This is a genomic window from candidate division WOR-1 bacterium RIFOXYB2_FULL_36_35 (assembly GCA_001771505.1).
Lineage (GTDB): Bacteria > Margulisbacteria > WOR-1 > XYC2-FULL-46-14 > XYC2-FULL-37-10 > XYB2-FULL-36-35.
Genome location: MEUA01000031.1, coordinates 1 through 14,415 on the forward strand (window position 1 = coordinate 1; position 14,415 = coordinate 14,415).

Annotated in this window: 17 protein-coding genes, 1 tRNA gene and 1 pseudogene; 8 read left to right on the forward strand and 11 right to left on the reverse strand. The window is 36.2% G+C overall.

Going from position 1 to position 14,415, the window contains the following annotated elements; all coding sequences use genetic code 11:
- The 3 genes and pseudogenes from A2290_08550 (at nucleotide 1) to A2290_08560 (ending at nucleotide 2,118) form a co-directional block, all read left to right on the forward strand.
- Nucleotides 1-430: pseudogene (locus tag A2290_08550) on the forward strand (hypothetical protein).
- A gap of 66 nt (nucleotides 431-496) precedes the next feature.
- Entirely contained in the window at nucleotides 497-1,270 is a 774-nt protein-coding gene (locus tag A2290_08555) for a hypothetical protein (protein OGC14732.1), read from the forward strand.
- A 104-nt stretch (nucleotides 1,271-1,374) separates the two neighbouring features.
- A complete protein-coding gene (locus tag A2290_08560; protein OGC14733.1) occupies nucleotides 1,375-2,118 on the forward strand; it encodes a hypothetical protein in 744 nt (247 codons plus the stop codon).
- A gap of 512 nt (nucleotides 2,119-2,630) precedes the next feature.
- Here A2290_08560 and A2290_08565 read toward each other — a convergent pair.
- From A2290_08565 to A2290_08590, 6 genes are all read right to left on the reverse strand, one after another.
- Nucleotides 2,631-4,037, reverse strand: a complete 1,407-nt coding sequence (locus A2290_08565) for a hypothetical protein (GenBank protein ID OGC14734.1) — start codon at nucleotides 4,035-4,037, stop codon at nucleotides 2,631-2,633.
- 268 nt (nucleotides 4,038-4,305) lie between these two features.
- Entirely contained in the window at nucleotides 4,306-4,542 is a 237-nt protein-coding gene (locus A2290_08570; protein ID OGC14735.1) for a hypothetical protein, read from the reverse strand.
- A complete protein-coding gene (locus A2290_08575) occupies nucleotides 4,539-4,808 on the reverse strand; it encodes a hypothetical protein (GenBank protein OGC14736.1) in 270 nt (89 codons plus the stop codon). Before A2290_08575 ends, A2290_08570 begins: the two co-directional genes overlap by 4 nt.
- A 452-nt stretch (nucleotides 4,809-5,260) precedes the next feature.
- Nucleotides 5,261-5,494 carry a hypothetical protein gene (locus A2290_08580; GenBank protein OGC14737.1) on the reverse strand — a complete coding sequence of 78 codons (234 nt, stop codon included), beginning with the start codon at nucleotides 5,492-5,494 and terminating at the stop codon, nucleotides 5,261-5,263.
- Complete coding sequence (locus tag A2290_08585; GenBank protein ID OGC14738.1) at nucleotides 5,484-5,738, reverse strand: hypothetical protein; 255 nt, start codon at nucleotides 5,736-5,738, stop codon at nucleotides 5,484-5,486. Before A2290_08585 ends, A2290_08580 begins: the two co-directional genes overlap by 11 nt.
- 74 nt (nucleotides 5,739-5,812) lie before the next feature.
- A tRNA-Glu gene (locus tag A2290_08590) sits at nucleotides 5,813-5,884 on the reverse strand.
- A 136-nt stretch (nucleotides 5,885-6,020) separates the two neighbouring features.
- Here A2290_08590 and A2290_08595 point away from each other — a divergent pair.
- Entirely contained in the window at nucleotides 6,021-7,028 is a 1,008-nt protein-coding gene (locus tag A2290_08595; protein OGC14739.1) for a hypothetical protein, read from the forward strand.
- An 88-nt stretch (nucleotides 7,029-7,116) separates the two neighbouring features.
- Here the strand turns inward: A2290_08595 and A2290_08600 are convergent, their stop codons facing one another.
- Nucleotides 7,117-7,479, reverse strand: coding sequence for a hypothetical protein (locus A2290_08600; GenBank protein ID OGC14740.1), 363 nt, complete (start codon nucleotides 7,477-7,479; stop codon nucleotides 7,117-7,119).
- A 104-nt stretch (nucleotides 7,480-7,583) separates the two neighbouring features.
- On the opposite strand from A2290_08600, the gene A2290_08605 reads away from it, so the two are divergent.
- The 3 genes from A2290_08605 to A2290_08615 are packed head-to-tail and all read left to right on the forward strand — an operon-like array spanning nucleotide 7,584 to nucleotide 8,804.
- A complete protein-coding gene (locus A2290_08605) occupies nucleotides 7,584-7,925 on the forward strand; it encodes a hypothetical protein (GenBank protein OGC14741.1) in 342 nt (113 codons plus the stop codon).
- Nucleotides 7,909-8,487: a methyltransferase type 11 gene (locus tag A2290_08610; GenBank protein OGC14742.1), complete on the forward strand. Its 579-nt coding sequence runs from the start codon at nucleotides 7,909-7,911 to the stop codon at nucleotides 8,485-8,487. Before A2290_08605 ends, A2290_08610 begins: the two co-directional genes overlap by 17 nt.
- Entirely contained in the window at nucleotides 8,484-8,804 is a 321-nt protein-coding gene (locus A2290_08615; protein ID OGC14743.1) for a sulfur reduction protein DsrE, read from the forward strand. Before A2290_08610 ends, A2290_08615 begins: the two co-directional genes overlap by 4 nt.
- Before the next feature lie 130 nt (nucleotides 8,805-8,934).
- On the opposite strand, the gene A2290_08620 is transcribed toward A2290_08615, so the two are convergent.
- From A2290_08620 to A2290_08635, 4 genes are all read right to left on the reverse strand, one after another.
- Nucleotides 8,935-9,141: a hypothetical protein gene (locus tag A2290_08620; protein OGC14744.1), complete on the reverse strand. Its 207-nt coding sequence runs from the start codon at nucleotides 9,139-9,141 to the stop codon at nucleotides 8,935-8,937.
- On the reverse strand, nucleotides 9,131-10,387 hold the full coding sequence (locus A2290_08625) for an exodeoxyribonuclease VII large subunit (protein OGC14745.1): 1,257 nt from the start codon (nucleotides 10,385-10,387) through the stop codon (nucleotides 9,131-9,133). The genes A2290_08620 and A2290_08625 overlap by 11 nt, the downstream gene beginning before the upstream one ends.
- Before the next feature lie 88 nt (nucleotides 10,388-10,475).
- Complete coding sequence (locus tag A2290_08630) at nucleotides 10,476-11,552, reverse strand: hypothetical protein (protein OGC14746.1); 1,077 nt, start codon at nucleotides 11,550-11,552, stop codon at nucleotides 10,476-10,478.
- Between the two features lie 100 nt (nucleotides 11,553-11,652).
- Complete coding sequence (locus A2290_08635) at nucleotides 11,653-13,806, reverse strand: hypothetical protein (GenBank protein ID OGC14747.1); 2,154 nt, start codon at nucleotides 13,804-13,806, stop codon at nucleotides 11,653-11,655.
- Between the two features lie 90 nt (nucleotides 13,807-13,896).
- Here A2290_08635 and A2290_08640 point away from each other — a divergent pair, with 90 nt between their 5' ends.
- On the forward strand, nucleotides 13,897-14,388 hold the full coding sequence (locus A2290_08640) for a YajQ family cyclic di-GMP-binding protein (GenBank protein OGC14748.1): 492 nt from the start codon (nucleotides 13,897-13,899) through the stop codon (nucleotides 14,386-14,388).
- The last annotated feature ends 27 nt before the right edge of the window (nucleotides 14,389-14,415 follow it).

The following is a 14,415-nucleotide window of genomic DNA, read 5'->3' on the forward strand; positions in this document are numbered from 1 at the left end:
TCTGGTGGATAGAGCTCCAGTAAACGAGCCTGATTTTGCGATGGAATACTTGGCTGCCATTGAAAGAATCTCTCCTGTTCAGCAAAATCACATACTACACAAAGGGAGACTAAGGTTTTGTTTAGAAGACAGAAACGTTGCAGGATATGTCTTGAAGCTAATGAAACCTATGCAAGTCCATTACCCTGGAAGTCATTTAAGCCCAAGTGATCCGATTGTCGCTATTCTGGGGGAAAAGATTGATTTTACAGATGAGGGGCTCAAAGAAATATTTTTAACATATATTGCCCCTTTTAATGAAGGGACAAAATTCAAGATATGGAGTAGAATGCTTGCCAATGATAGTTTGCCAGAAGATTTAAAGGATCAAATCAGGAAAGAAGCGGAAACAACAGTCGCTTACGCGGTTATAAAAAGGCTCAAAAGATAAAAACATAAGCTAATAATAAATTGATTTTTATGCTCCTTAAATTTTTGAAAGGAGAATGATAAAAAAATGGTGACTGTAGATTATAAGGTTATAAGAGATTCAAAACTCTCTCCCCTCGCACAAGGGCCTTTTTTTAAACTCACAGCATTTCCGGCTGTTTTATTTCAAGCAACGATTTCAGCATTGGTTAATGCGGGAGTTTTTTCAAGACTAAAACTTCCTGAAGGCAAAGCGCTAATAACCAACATAAAACAAGACATTTCAGATCTGCTAACAATTATGGAGTATGCAGAAACAACAGAAAGAGAAATAAAAGATCTTTTAATGTCAATTATACAAATTGCAAACATACAGGTCAAAACTCCAGAAGGGGAAAAAATCTTATGTGAAGAGACTCTTATTAACACCCTTGAATCGTTATCAAAAAACAGATTCACTTTCTACGGTACGCTTGGAAAAATAATGCAAAGCGTCTTACTCCCTCAAGTTTTATACAAAAAAGAATTTTTACAGCTGCCTGAAAACGAAAAAACAAAGAGGACTTTGAGAATGCAAATCGTCTTTGCTTCCAGCTTAGATACTGAGGTTGTATATCCTTTCCTCATAAAAGCATCTGAGGCAAAAGATATATCTCTTGCAAAAGAGGCAGTAAACATGTTGGAGTTAAAGCTGGTCGAATGCTCCCAAAAAGCAGAAAGAGCTATAAAAGAAGCTTTATTAAAAGTTGCCAAAAGAGACGACTTAGACCAAATAACAAGATCAATGGCCAGCGGAATTGCAACAGACAGAATATACAATTTTTCGAATAAGACTCTAGAAATAGTAGATGATTGCGAATAATAGGGGTAAAAAGTCAAAATAAACTTGTAAAAAGTCAAAATGAATTTTTAGTATTATGTTATAATTGCTTAAAGTAAAAAAGTTTCTCGTAGGAGGATTTTCATATGAATAAAAATATTTTCTTAATCTTGTTTCTTCTTATTGCCAGTATTTCCATTATTGCCGTGATTGGAATTTTTGGCTGCTCAGGTTCAACTTCAACAGGAACAAGCAACGGAGGAAATGCCAGCAGCGTCATCGCAGGGAAATGGGCTCTTTTGGTTACGTGGGAAAGCACCTCCCAAAGCTTATATCTACTCGAATGCACATCAACATCAACAATAACAACATCATTAACTGACGAAGGAACAATCGCCATAGGAACAAATGAAGCAGCAGGCACTTATACTTATGATGGGACAACTGTTGTCTTTTATTTCAGCAGCAACGGCAATATAACATTCAGCGGAACATTTACCAATGACAACACAATCGATGGTTCCGCAGAGAATAATAGCGGAAATACTTCAACTGGCGCCCATGCGACGCGCAATAACTCAACCGACTACACTTTGCAGGGACGTTGGTACGAATTTTGGGAAGGAAATGAGGGGTATAATAATATTGCTGAATTTTTCCCAATCTCCGCAACACAAGGAACTGTAGTGCTTTCTGCAAGTACCGGCGGAGGGGAAACTGTTTCCGGCACATATACCTACACCAATGGTGTTATGACCTACATTGTCAATGAGGGACAACTTAATTGGGCCTCTGTCACCGCATCCTTTTTTGATGCGGGTTCTCTAAGCGGAACATGGTCTAACAGAGTTGACGGAACAAATTATTATAGCGCTTATAAAATAAACTAAATCCCGCTAAAAAAGTTAAATTTGAGAGTGCGCCAGAGAAAAATAATTGTTTTGTTGTGAGGTGTAGATTCTACTTGGGAACTGTTGCGTAATTGTCATTCCCGTGAAAACGGGAATCTATTTCCTGACTTAGGACATTTAGTGTCCCAAGAATTTTATTGCTTTTTATGCCCCTAAATCCCCTAAAGGGGACTTCACACTACTTATCGGTTGTATGTTGGGCTTGTTGCAACAATCTCATATTTTTTTCCCATTTCTCCATCTCCCCCTTTAGGGGGCTGGGGGGCAAAAGATCATTCTGGAATAGTTCCTGACTTAGGACATTTTAGTATCCCAAGAATTTTAGCTTAGATTGGAATGTGGTTAAGTTTAGTGTCCTAAAAGTTATTGATTTGTGCTCAATTTAGAGGGGGTGTCCTAAGTCAGGTGGAAACTGTTGCGTAATGTCACCCTGAGCTCAGCCTAAGGGTTCATCATGGCACATTCGTTATTTTGCAACAGTCCCACACTTATTATTCTATCTTCAAGGCTTGTATTCTTGAGGCCAGGGTTGTCCTGCTTAATCCCAAAATTTTAGCGGCGGAACTTTTGTTCCCTTCCGTCTTTTCAAGCGCCCGTTTAATATGATCAATCTCAAATTGCCTAACAGCCTCTTTAAAACCGACAGGAGGATCAGAATCAAGCTCTTTACCCCGACCAGAAGGAATTTCAAGCCCCGATTTATGATCATCGGGGTTAATTTCTGGTTTTACCGTGAATAATCGGGATTTATCTTTTATCAAAACTTCTTCTCCCAAAACAACAAGCCTTTCAACAAAATTTTTAAGTTCTCTAACATTCCCCGTCCATTCGTAGGAAGAAGCAAAATCAAAAACCCGATGGCTTAGCTTTATATTTTTTCTTTTAAGTTCTCTGCAAAATTTATCAAAGAAAAACAGTAATAACGGCTCTATATCTTCTCTCCGTTCACGAAGAGGAAGAATTTCTATGTTTATGACATTCAATCTGTAAAATAAATCTTCTCGAAATGTCTCTTTTTCAATGGACTCTTTTAAATTGGCATTTGTCGCGGAAATAATCCTGACATCAGAAGTAATCAGTTTATGCCCCCCCACCCGCTCAAAAGACTTGTTTTCCAAAACTCGCAGCAATTTTGACTGCATCGTCATAGGAAGAGATCCAATCTCATCCAAAAAGATTGTTCCCTGATCCGCCAGCTCAAACTTGCCTATATTCCTCTCAAATGCCCCCGTAAAAGCCCCTCGTTCATAACCAAAAAGCTCTGATTCAAATAAATTTTCAGGTATGGCAGCGCAGTTTACAGAAACAAAAGGATGTCTTCTGCGCAAGCTCAACTTATGTATAGCCCTTGCGACAACCTCTTTTCCCGTCCCCGTCTCCCCTGTTATTAAAATAGTACTGTCAACATCATAAAGAGAAGCAATCTGTTCTTTTATTTTTTTAATGACAAAAGAATTTCCTATAAGATCAATATCTTTAAACTCGTCATCCACTATTTTCTTTAGGCATAAATTTTCTTTTTTAAGGTTTTGTTTGTCTAAAACATTTTTTATGACAGCAAGCAGAGTCTCAACTTCAAAAGGCTTGGTAATATAATCATACGCGCCCAATTTTATAGCTTGGACAGCCGCTTTTGCTTCGTCGGCAGCTGTTATCATTATTACTTCTATGTCAGAATCAATCTCTTTTATCTTTCTTAAAACCTCAAGGCCATCTATTTGGGGCATCATATAATCAAGAAGGACAAGGTTTATAGACTGATTTTTTAATATTTCAAGACCGTCTGTCCCAGAAGGGGTCGCAATAACATCATAATGTTTTCTTAAAACAGCTTCATAAGTTATAAGCATGCAATCATCATCATCTATTGCCAGAATAATATCTTTTTTGTTTGTCATAAAATTCTACGCTCCTCTTCTTAACCCCAATTATGATAATCGAGGTTAATTTCTGAGTTCACCATGAATAATCGGGGTTATCTTTAATTTTATCATATATTTGGTCGTTCAAAATACAATTCTATGCGTGATTGGATCTGATGTAAAACCAGCAAAATTTATAGCCCCACGGCGTGATAATCAAAAGTGCTACAAAATTATATGCCAAGTTCGTAAGGGGACACAACAGAAAATTATAATAATCAGCAAAGGCCGATAGTTTCGCACATTATCGTTTCTTTAAAATTTTTAATTGGGGTTTTAGCATTTCAAAACCAATAGTATAAAATTCTGATTTTGGAGCTGGTAAGTTTTTTGATGCATCCAAAATTTCAATAGCTATGACTTTCCCTTTTTTGTCGTAATCCAAAATTATGCCATCTTTTACTTCATCGCTTTCGTAATAAGGGTTATCGCTAAATCGTAAATACATTGAATCTGATTGCTCATCATAACTGACCTTCATTTTAACTTCTCCCCCTTAAAATATTTTTGAATTTTAGTTGTCCTATATACTGTAATAATAAAATATTTTAAACTTTCCTTAATGAAAACAATCCGATAAAGAAAAATTTTATTTTTTATTTTAAATATTTTGTGAGCAATTTTTCTTCCATGCAAACTGCCATTTACAATTTCATCAGGTTTTTTAAGTGATTTCTCAACCTTTTTGAAATTTATCTCTCTTTCCTTTAATTGCCGTTTGGCATGAGGCGAAAATTCTATTTCCATTGGTCTTTAAATAATTATAACATTTCCTTTCAACCTTAACCACGACAAATTATGTCCGTAGAACTTTCTATCCCCCCAATTAAAAAGGTGAAATTGCACTCTCGTTTTATCGATTAAATGGGTATGAAGGTTTCTAGTGTTTGTCACGCATCCGAGATGTTAAATAAATTAAAGGATCAAGTTGTTCGGTGAAATTCCTCCCCAGTTAACCGCATACTTTAGAAAAACAAATCTAAGCAGCTTAACTGATAGAGATTGGCAAGTGGCGGTTGATTTAAGAGTCGGGCTGAAAGACGCACGAGACAAGAAAGAATGCCAGCGATTGGAAAGAATGTTTCAAATGTTTTATCAAAGAAGCAAATAGTCCCACGACGTAACAATCAAAAGTGCTACAAAATTATATGCCAGTTGCTTAAAAGGACGCAAAAGGAGATTATGGAAGTCAAAAAGGACTAGGCTCCTATGTTTGAAGGTTTAGCAGCATCAAATAATTTATTAGCCATAGTAATAAAATAATTCTTTAATAAATCCAAATCTATATTTTTAATCATTTTAGGGAACATATTTAGATTTTTAATTTCTAATAAAGCTGTTCCTCCTGTTAAATAAAACGAATCCGACATTTTTTGCTCAAAAAAAACCTTCAGGAATTCCCTTTGAAAATCAGTCAAAATACTAATTGGCATTTGTCCACCTGTTTACAGCATATTGCCAAATGTTTTTAAACTTGGGATTTATTTTTAATGAAGGAAGAGCTTCCTTAATTTGATTTAACGAAAGATATTTCCAAATATCGTCCCACTTAGCGTACTCCAATATTCTTGCAATAATCCAGTTTTTCTCTGTTTTATTCCCTGTTTTTAATATATTGACTACTTCTTTTTCAGAAAGGTCATAATCCCAAAAAAAGTAAAGAGATTTAGTCTTCATTTTTTACATCCATTGCAATTAATTATAAACCGATAGCAAATTCATCTCAAGCGTAAGAATTAGAAACTCGATTATAGCCCCACGGGGAATCGAACCCCGACCGTCAGCTTGAAAAGCTGATGTCCTAACCGTTAGACGATGGGGCCATAGTCAAACATCTAAATAATTAGAATACCAGATTTTTTTAGGGTTTTCAAGACATGCGCTAATAGAAATAGAATTTTCTATTTCATAATTTTTAATCGTGAAATTTCATTATGTCTCTTTCGAAAAGTATAGGAAATGATATATAAAAAGGTAGTATCTTTTGATTTGGATAAGACAATAGAAAGAAGACCGATAAAAGAGTTATATCAAAGCTTTGAAGAGATAAAATCTTCTGAGGATGTAATTTTAACTGAAGAATTTATCGCAGATGTTATAGCCTATGGATTCCCTTTTACAAGAAATATGATGCGTAAAGCTATGGTTGATCCTGGTAAGCTTGCCGCTTTTGGTTGTTTTTTGAAAGATTTATTTTTTTCTTCGGTTGGTAGTATAACTGAGATGATTCAAATTCCTGCATCAACATTTAAAATGGGGGGTACTGATTACAGGGATGAACAACCGGTGAGAGAGGTAACTGTTTCTGGATACAGTATAGGTAAATATCCTGTGACAAACAGGGAATATAAAATGTACCTTGAAGATACAAATCGAGAAGTTCCGGCGGCAGTATCAGATCCAGAAAAAGCTAATCATCCAATAGCTGGGGTGTCATGGTTTGATGCTGTTGAGTATTGCAACTGGTTAAGTAAAAAGCAGGGGCTTGAACCTGCTTATACTATTAAACGTAATAGAGCTGGAGAAATTATAAAAGTAATCCTAAGTAAAAATTTAATAGAAAAAGGATACCATCTTCCAACGGAAGCTCAATGGGAGCTTGCAGCAAGAGGAACAGATGGCCGTAAATATCCGTGGGGAAATGATTTTGACCCATCAAAGTTTACATCTAGCGTAAATGGAAAGAGAGAAGGAACGGAGCCTGTAGACGCTCATCCTGAAGGAACAACGCCAGAAGGGGTGATGGGAATGGCAGGAAATGTTTGGGAATGGGTAGCTGATTTTTATTGGTTGTACAATTTTAAGGACATTAATAATCCTAAAGGTCCTAGAACTGGTGAAGACAGAGTGTTGCGCGGTGGTTCTTGGTTTGACTTCAAAACGAATCCCTTTAGAGGTGCCTACCGTGGCTACGATAAACCAAAGCGTTGTTTCAAGGCCTTTGGCTTCAGGGTAGCCAAGGGCTAATAAAATACACTTTTGTCTTTATCCCCGTTACTTCCCTCTATATCATATTATCTCTGTCAAAATAAGAAATTATTCTGTTTATGTTTGATTAAAATACATCTTGCTTTTTCATTAAACTATAATCTAATTTTTCATCAAGATTGCCCAGATCAAGAACACCACCTTCTTCATCCGGTTTCCAGCCGTTTTTTAGAGCATATATTATAGTTTGCCTCACTATATATGGTGGAGGCTTATCTGCAGGAACGAATAACTTGTGGCCAACTTCCTTATATTTTTTTTGTAATTTTGAAAAAGTAAATGTCGCTTTTATTTTTTTCCTAGGGTTATCAAAAAGCTCTACAAATATCTCTGCATAATCATCCCCTTCATATTTAGTGGCAAACCCAAGCCATCTATATTTAACTCCATTTACAATAATTTTTCTTGATTTTTTCTTTGGCAAAGACATACTTATGCATATATTACATGACGTTTTAATTTATTCCAAGGATAAAATAATAATTTTCCGCATTCTTGACATTTTAGAAATTATAGTTTATAATATTCGAAACTATGAAACAGATATACGAGCTACATGCAGAGATATGCAAAACCCTGGCTAATCCAATAAGAATAGAAATTATAAACATTTTACGAAATAATGAGATGGCGGCGGGTGAATTGTTAGCCAAACTGAAAATTAGAAAATCCAATCTATCTCAACATTTGGCTTTGATGCGTGCCAAAGGAATTGTCAAAGCTAGAAGAGATGGAATCAATATATTTTATCGAATCTCTAACTTAAAAGTCATTAAGGCTTGTGACATTATGAGGCAAGTACTAATCGAACATTTATCAGAAGTAAGCAAAGCAACAAATAAATGGAGCAGACAAAACAATGAAAGCAAGAGATAGCGGAATGCCGGACAGTGAAATGTGGAAGAAGTTTTTTAATCCTGATAAAATTCTTGCAACACTTGGCTTAAACAATAAAACTTATGATGTCGCGGAGTTTGGATGCGGCTATGGAACATTCACAATTCCTGCAGGCAAAATCATTAAAGGCAAAATTTTTGCCCTTGATATTGAACCGGAAATGATTTCAACAACAAAAAGCGAAGCAATAAAGCATGGATTGAAAAATATAGAAATTATTCTCCGCGATTTTGTATCTTTTGGATCAGGATTAGAAGATGAAAGCGTAGACTATGCCATGCTTTTTAATATCCTTCACCTTGAAAATCCTACTTCACTGCTTCTTGAAGCAAATAGAATTTTAAAGAAAGATGGGAAGGTTGGAATAATCCATTGGAATTATGATTCAACAACACCACGAGGTCCGTCAATGGATATTCGCCCTAATCCAGACCAGTGCGTTAAATGGGGAGAAGAAGCAGGATTTGATAATCCCATCCAGTTTAACTTAAAACCATATCATTATGGAATAGTACTTTCTAAAAAAAGGGGGCTAAAATGAAAATAGGTATAATTATTTCAAGTAACGACGCAGAAACATGTTGGAATGCTCTTCGGTACGCGAATTATTCTATAGGCCAACAGGATGAAGTTAAGGTCTTTTTTATGGGTAAAGGAGTGGAATATCAAAGTGTTAGTACAGATAAATTCAATACTATTGAACAGTCAGACAAATTCCTTAAATCGGGCGGCAAAGTCTATGCCTGCGGAACTTGCATTAAGTCCAGGCAACAAAAAGAATCAGAAGCATGTCCTATTTCAACATTAAAAGATATGTATGAAATAGTGAAAGAAAGCGATAAAGTTATTACATTTTGAAAGTATTGCAAAATACTTATTTTTGTCGAGGAAACTTACGATTAACAAAAGATGAATTTCGCAACAATCCTAGCTTGGTTGTCATTCCTTGGATATTAGCTTTCTGCTTACGGCACAAAAGTTTGTGCCTCTACCCCTCATCCTTAATCTCCTTTAAAATATCTGTCACCTTTGTCTCCTGTTTTTTGAGTATCTCTTTGCAGGTTTTTATATATTCCAACGCCTTTTTAAGTTTTACTTCAAGATCATCGACTTCAATATTCCCCTCCCGCAACTCATTAAAAATCACCTGCAGTCCTTCGTACGCAACTTTGTAGACCCCTTTTTTACCTGCCATGCTTTGCCTCCTTATTTACAACCTCCCCGCAAATATCCCCATTTTGAAGAGAAATTGATATTTTGTCTGCTATATCGACATCTTCTATTTTTTTAACGATCTTCCCATTTGAATCTCTAGTAATGCTATAACCAAACCTTAAAGTGTTTATCGGATCAAAAATTGCAACCTTCTCTTCAAGATGCTCTAATTCCTCTCTGCGTGATCTCAAAAAATGAGAGAGATCTACCGTTAGATTCCCCACTATCTCCGATATATCTCTTTTACTGCTTTCTATATAAAATTTCCCTTCAGAGTTTATATCTTTTATCGTCTCATACAGTTTTGTTTCAACCTGTGACAGAAAAGCTTCTGCTTCCGTGTAAACTCCATCGATTAATTCAGAGAGAGATTCTTCATAGTGCGAAACTGACTGGATCAAAAAAGAGGCAACAGCTGTCGGTGTCTTAAAATTCATATTGGCAACCATATCGGTTACAGACAAATTGATCTCGTGTCCAATTCCGGTAAAAACAGGGATAGGACATTCGGAAATCGCAATTCCTATTTTTTTATTATCAAACCATTTCAAGTCGGTAACAGCCCCGCCTCCGCGGACAATTGCAACAACATCATAATCTCTTTTTCTTTTAACAATCTTTGCGATAGCAGAAAGAACCTCCTCCTCAACCTTCTCCCCCTGTACCGCAGCGTGGTAAAAATCTATCACAAAAGGATATTTTGAAGATTTTATTTCGCTTATAAAATCGTTAAATCCTGCGCTGCCGCGCGATGCAACAAGAGCTATCCTAAGGGGGCAAAGAGATATCCTTTGCTCTTTATTTTTATCGTGAAGGCCAAGCTCTTTTAACTCGTTGTAAATTTTTGCGCGTAAAAGATGAAGTTCCCCAAGAGTTATAGATGGCTCTATATCTTTTGCGATAAGCTGAAACCTCCCCGCTTTTGCCCAAAGGTCAAACTGGCATTTTAGCTGGACGCAAACCCCATCTTTAAGAGAGAGAGTTCTATCTACTACTCTCAATTTGCGTTCCATATCCCAAAAATCACTTCCCCAGCACATAACTTGAGTCTGTCCCACAATATTATTTGTCCCCTCTTCTTTTTCGCACAACAAAAAACTTGCGTATCGTTTGTCCGCCTTAAACCCGAGGATTTCCCCTTTCACCCAAACACCGTCAGGCTCAAGATTTTTCAGGTAATATTTCACCGTATTGTTAAGTTCGCTTACAGAAAAAACTTTGTTCATATAGTAAAGATTTTACTTATAGGAGATTAAGTTAGCAAGTAAAATTTTATGGTGCACAAGCTAATGAACCCCGATTTCCTAATCGGGGTTAAATATACAAGGCAATCTGCCATGTAGGAAACCTTGAGTTATTATGAAGATATATTGACATAAAAAAAGAGTTTGGCGCCTTTTCTTTTTTCTCAAGTTTTTCTATCGTTTCATGCAAAAAATAAACGTCAAAATGAAAAGCATTTCGATAATCCGTCCCAACCGTCTGCTGTAACGCCTCCAAAAAAGAAGATATCTGTTCAGGGAAAACGCTTCTGCTAAATGACAAAGAAGACGTTAATGGGAATTTATCCCTATCTGTTAAATAACTACCCCCTTCACAGGAAAAACAGTCATATAAAACATCTGCATAAACCTCTTGCCCAGACGCAATAATCTTTGTATTGAATATACCCCTATTCCCACAAAAACAAATCCCGGCATTTAAGCCCAGAGAGGCATTATCCTCCGCCAAAAAATAAGGGTTCTTAAATACTCTATCTATAACTTCTAAATTTTTAATGACAATTTTATAGTCTTGCACAAGTCTCTCTCGCAAACTATCGTTTGTACAACAAGCAAGTAATTCCATATCTTCTGCACTGCCACTAAAATTAATCTGTCCAACGTTTAAAAGCATCATATCTGTTACATCTCTAGCCCATAAATATAAAGATCCAAAATGTTTCACATCAGCTACAAACGTTTCTTTTGCTCCAGCATAAATACCTGTAGTCAGCTCTTCTTTAGATGGAAATCCTCTCTTCTGAAACCTTATAGCAAGCTTTTTTCGTGTCACAAATTCATATTGATCTCTTAAGCCTCGAATATTTCCTTTATGGTTATGCTTACCGTCCAAACCGGTCCCGGATAAATGCCAGTGAGGAAACCAATCTAAATGACCAAAAGAATCATTTCCTGCCGCCATGGCATCAATCCACCCTTTAAATAATCTGCCATTTTCATTGGGAAGATTGATTGGAATCCCCTCAGGATTCTGTTCCAATAAACCAAAATTGTTCTCGATTGCTTCTGTCATCCTCAAAACGTTAGACCCTCTTTTTATTGCTTCACGATGAAAAGAAGACATAAACCTCACCAATGATCCACCAGAAACTTTTAAAATATTATTCATATAGTCTATTCTCTTTATTAAGAAAGGAAAATTTCACCCCAATTTTGAAAAAAGATGAATTTCGCAACAGTCCCTTCTAGTATGAATAATCGGGGTTAAACTATTTTTCCCAAAAAAATTTATCTTCTCTAGAATCATTTTTTTTGTTATTTTCAACTTTTACTTCTTTAAAATTACCATAATCTTCCCAGGTTATTGTCTCCTCTTGTTGCTCGCCAAAAGAGCCACTCCCAATATTGCTGGAATTGTCGGAAAAGGCGGGGGATTCGCTTTCTACCAGCCACTTATCATATCTATGCTCTGAAATCTCTTTAACAAACCGGCTGGCCTTCATCACAATTTCCCCTTCCCTAGAATGATAAACAACAGGGTATGTCAAATATAACTGGTCTTTACTTCGTGTGGATGCAACATAAAAAAGTCTTCTCTCTTCTTCAAGCTCTTTTGCATTATTAAAAGTAAGATAAGACGGAAAACGCCCTTCCGCGAGCCAAATAACAAAAACAACTTTCCACTCAAGCCCTTTTGCCTGATGAACAGTAGTTAACACGACCGCCTCTTTTTCGGAGGTTGCCGCATTGGGAGATATCTCTTCGGCAGACACTCCGCCCAATAAAGCCAATGCGGACAAAAACTTTTCTAAATTCTCATACTCAGAAGCATAATTGCCAAGTTCCTCTATTTCATCAATTCTCATCCCAGCGTTTGGATATGACATTCTTAAATAATCTGCATATCCATTTTCAACAATTGTAGACATCATAGTTGATGGACTGCTTGTCATTTGTGATAAAACTTTTATTAACGCTTGGAACTTCATAAAGCTATCTCTTCCATTCTTTGGAACAAATGCAAGAATTGACTCTTTTATAATTTCGTTTATGGGAAGAGAATTTTCTTTTATGGTTTTAATTATCTTTTCTGCCGTCTTTTGGCCTATTCCAGGAACTAACCTTAAAACTCTGGCCCAGGAAAGATTGTCATTTGAATTGTGAAAAACCTTAAGATAGGCTAATACATCTTTTATATGAGCCTCTTCAAAAAGTTTCATTCCGGATCTTACTTCATACGGGATACGACGACGGGTTAATTCCACTTGAAGCTCCAGGCAGTGATAATGCGAACGATAAATTACAGCTATATCCGATAAATTCATCCCATCGTCAACAAGCTCCAGTATACGCTGTGAAACAAAGTTTGCTTGCTGGTAAACATCTTTAAATGAAGCTAGGACAGGCTGAACCCCTTTTTTTCTAACAGGCTTTAACATTTTTTCAAAACGCTCAGCGGCATTGCTAATGCTATCATTTGCCAAGTCAAGGATTTCAGGCGTGGAACGATGATTAAGCTCGAGCTTATAAATAGAGCAGCCAGGATATCTCTTGGGAAAATCTATAATATTCCGAAACTCCGCGCCTCTAAACGAATAAATACTCTGGGAATCATCCCCAACAACCATAAGATTTTTATATTTTGAAGCAAGCAATTCAATAATTTTAGACTGTATGATATTGGTATCCTGATATTCATCCACAAGGATGTGTTTAAAGCGTTCAGCATATAAGGCTAAAACATCTTCATGTTTCAACAAAAGATCAAGCAATTTAGTCTGTAAATCATCAAAGTCCATTAAGTTTTGAGCTTTTTTTGTATCTTCATAAACTATTATAACCTTGCTGATTTCGGCCTGAAAATCAAAAAGATGGGGATATTTGCCTTCTATAACTTCATTAAAAGGTTTTGCGGTATTTAAAACATAACTGTAAACATCCTGTAGAATATTTCCCTTTGGAAATTTCTTGGTTTTTGTATCTATTCCGGCTTCTTTTATACATTTATCAATAAGATCTTTTGAATCAGCCCTGTCAAGAATTGTAAAGTTTTTTTCAAATCCTATTCTTTCAGCATGCGCTCTTAAAATAAGATTTCCAATATGATGAAAAGTGCCGGCCCACAAACCTTTTAAGTCTCTCCTTAAAAGCCCTTCAACGCGAAAAAGCATCTCTCTTGCAGCTTTATTTGTAAAAGTTACAAGCAAGATATCCCTCAAAGGGATCCCCGATTCAACAAGATAAGCTACACGGTATGTAATTGCTCTTGTCTTTCCTGACCCTGCTCCCGCGATAACAAGCATCGGTCCGCCCGAAGCCTTTACAACGGGGAGTTGCTCATCTGTCAATTCCTTCTCGTAAGGGATTGTATAGTTTGCCTCATTTTGAGAAAAAGAGGGCCTCAGTTTATAAACTTTTTGCATGGGAATAAAATTATTATACCACACTTAAAAAACTATCGGCCCAAGAGCCTATGTTCTGCTATAATATTACAAAAAGGGAGGCATTTTTATATGGCACAAGATCATTCTTTTGATATTACTTCAAACGCGAACCTCGCAGAAGTTGACAATGCGATTCAAATGTCAATGAAAGAGATTTTAAATCGTTTTGATTTTAAAGGGACAAAAAGCGACATAAAAAGAGCAGATACTACTATTACAGTAATTTCTGATGATGAATTTAAGCTGAAAAATGTAATTCAAATATTACAAAACAAACTGGTCAAAAGAGGAATCTCTCTAAAATTTTTAGACTATGGGAAAACAGACCAGGCTCTTCAGGGAACTGTTCGTCAAGAAATAAAAATCAAACAAGGAATATCACAAGAACAAGCAAAAGAGATCAACAAACTGATAAAAGAGATGAAGCTTAAGATCCAATCACAAATACAGGGAGATCAGATAAGAGTCTCAGCTGGAAAAATTGATGATCTTCAAGTTGTGATACAAAAGCTAAAACAGGTTAACCTTAACATAGAATTGCAATTTGCAAATTACAGATAATAAAATCCAGCATTCTGACCACAGGAT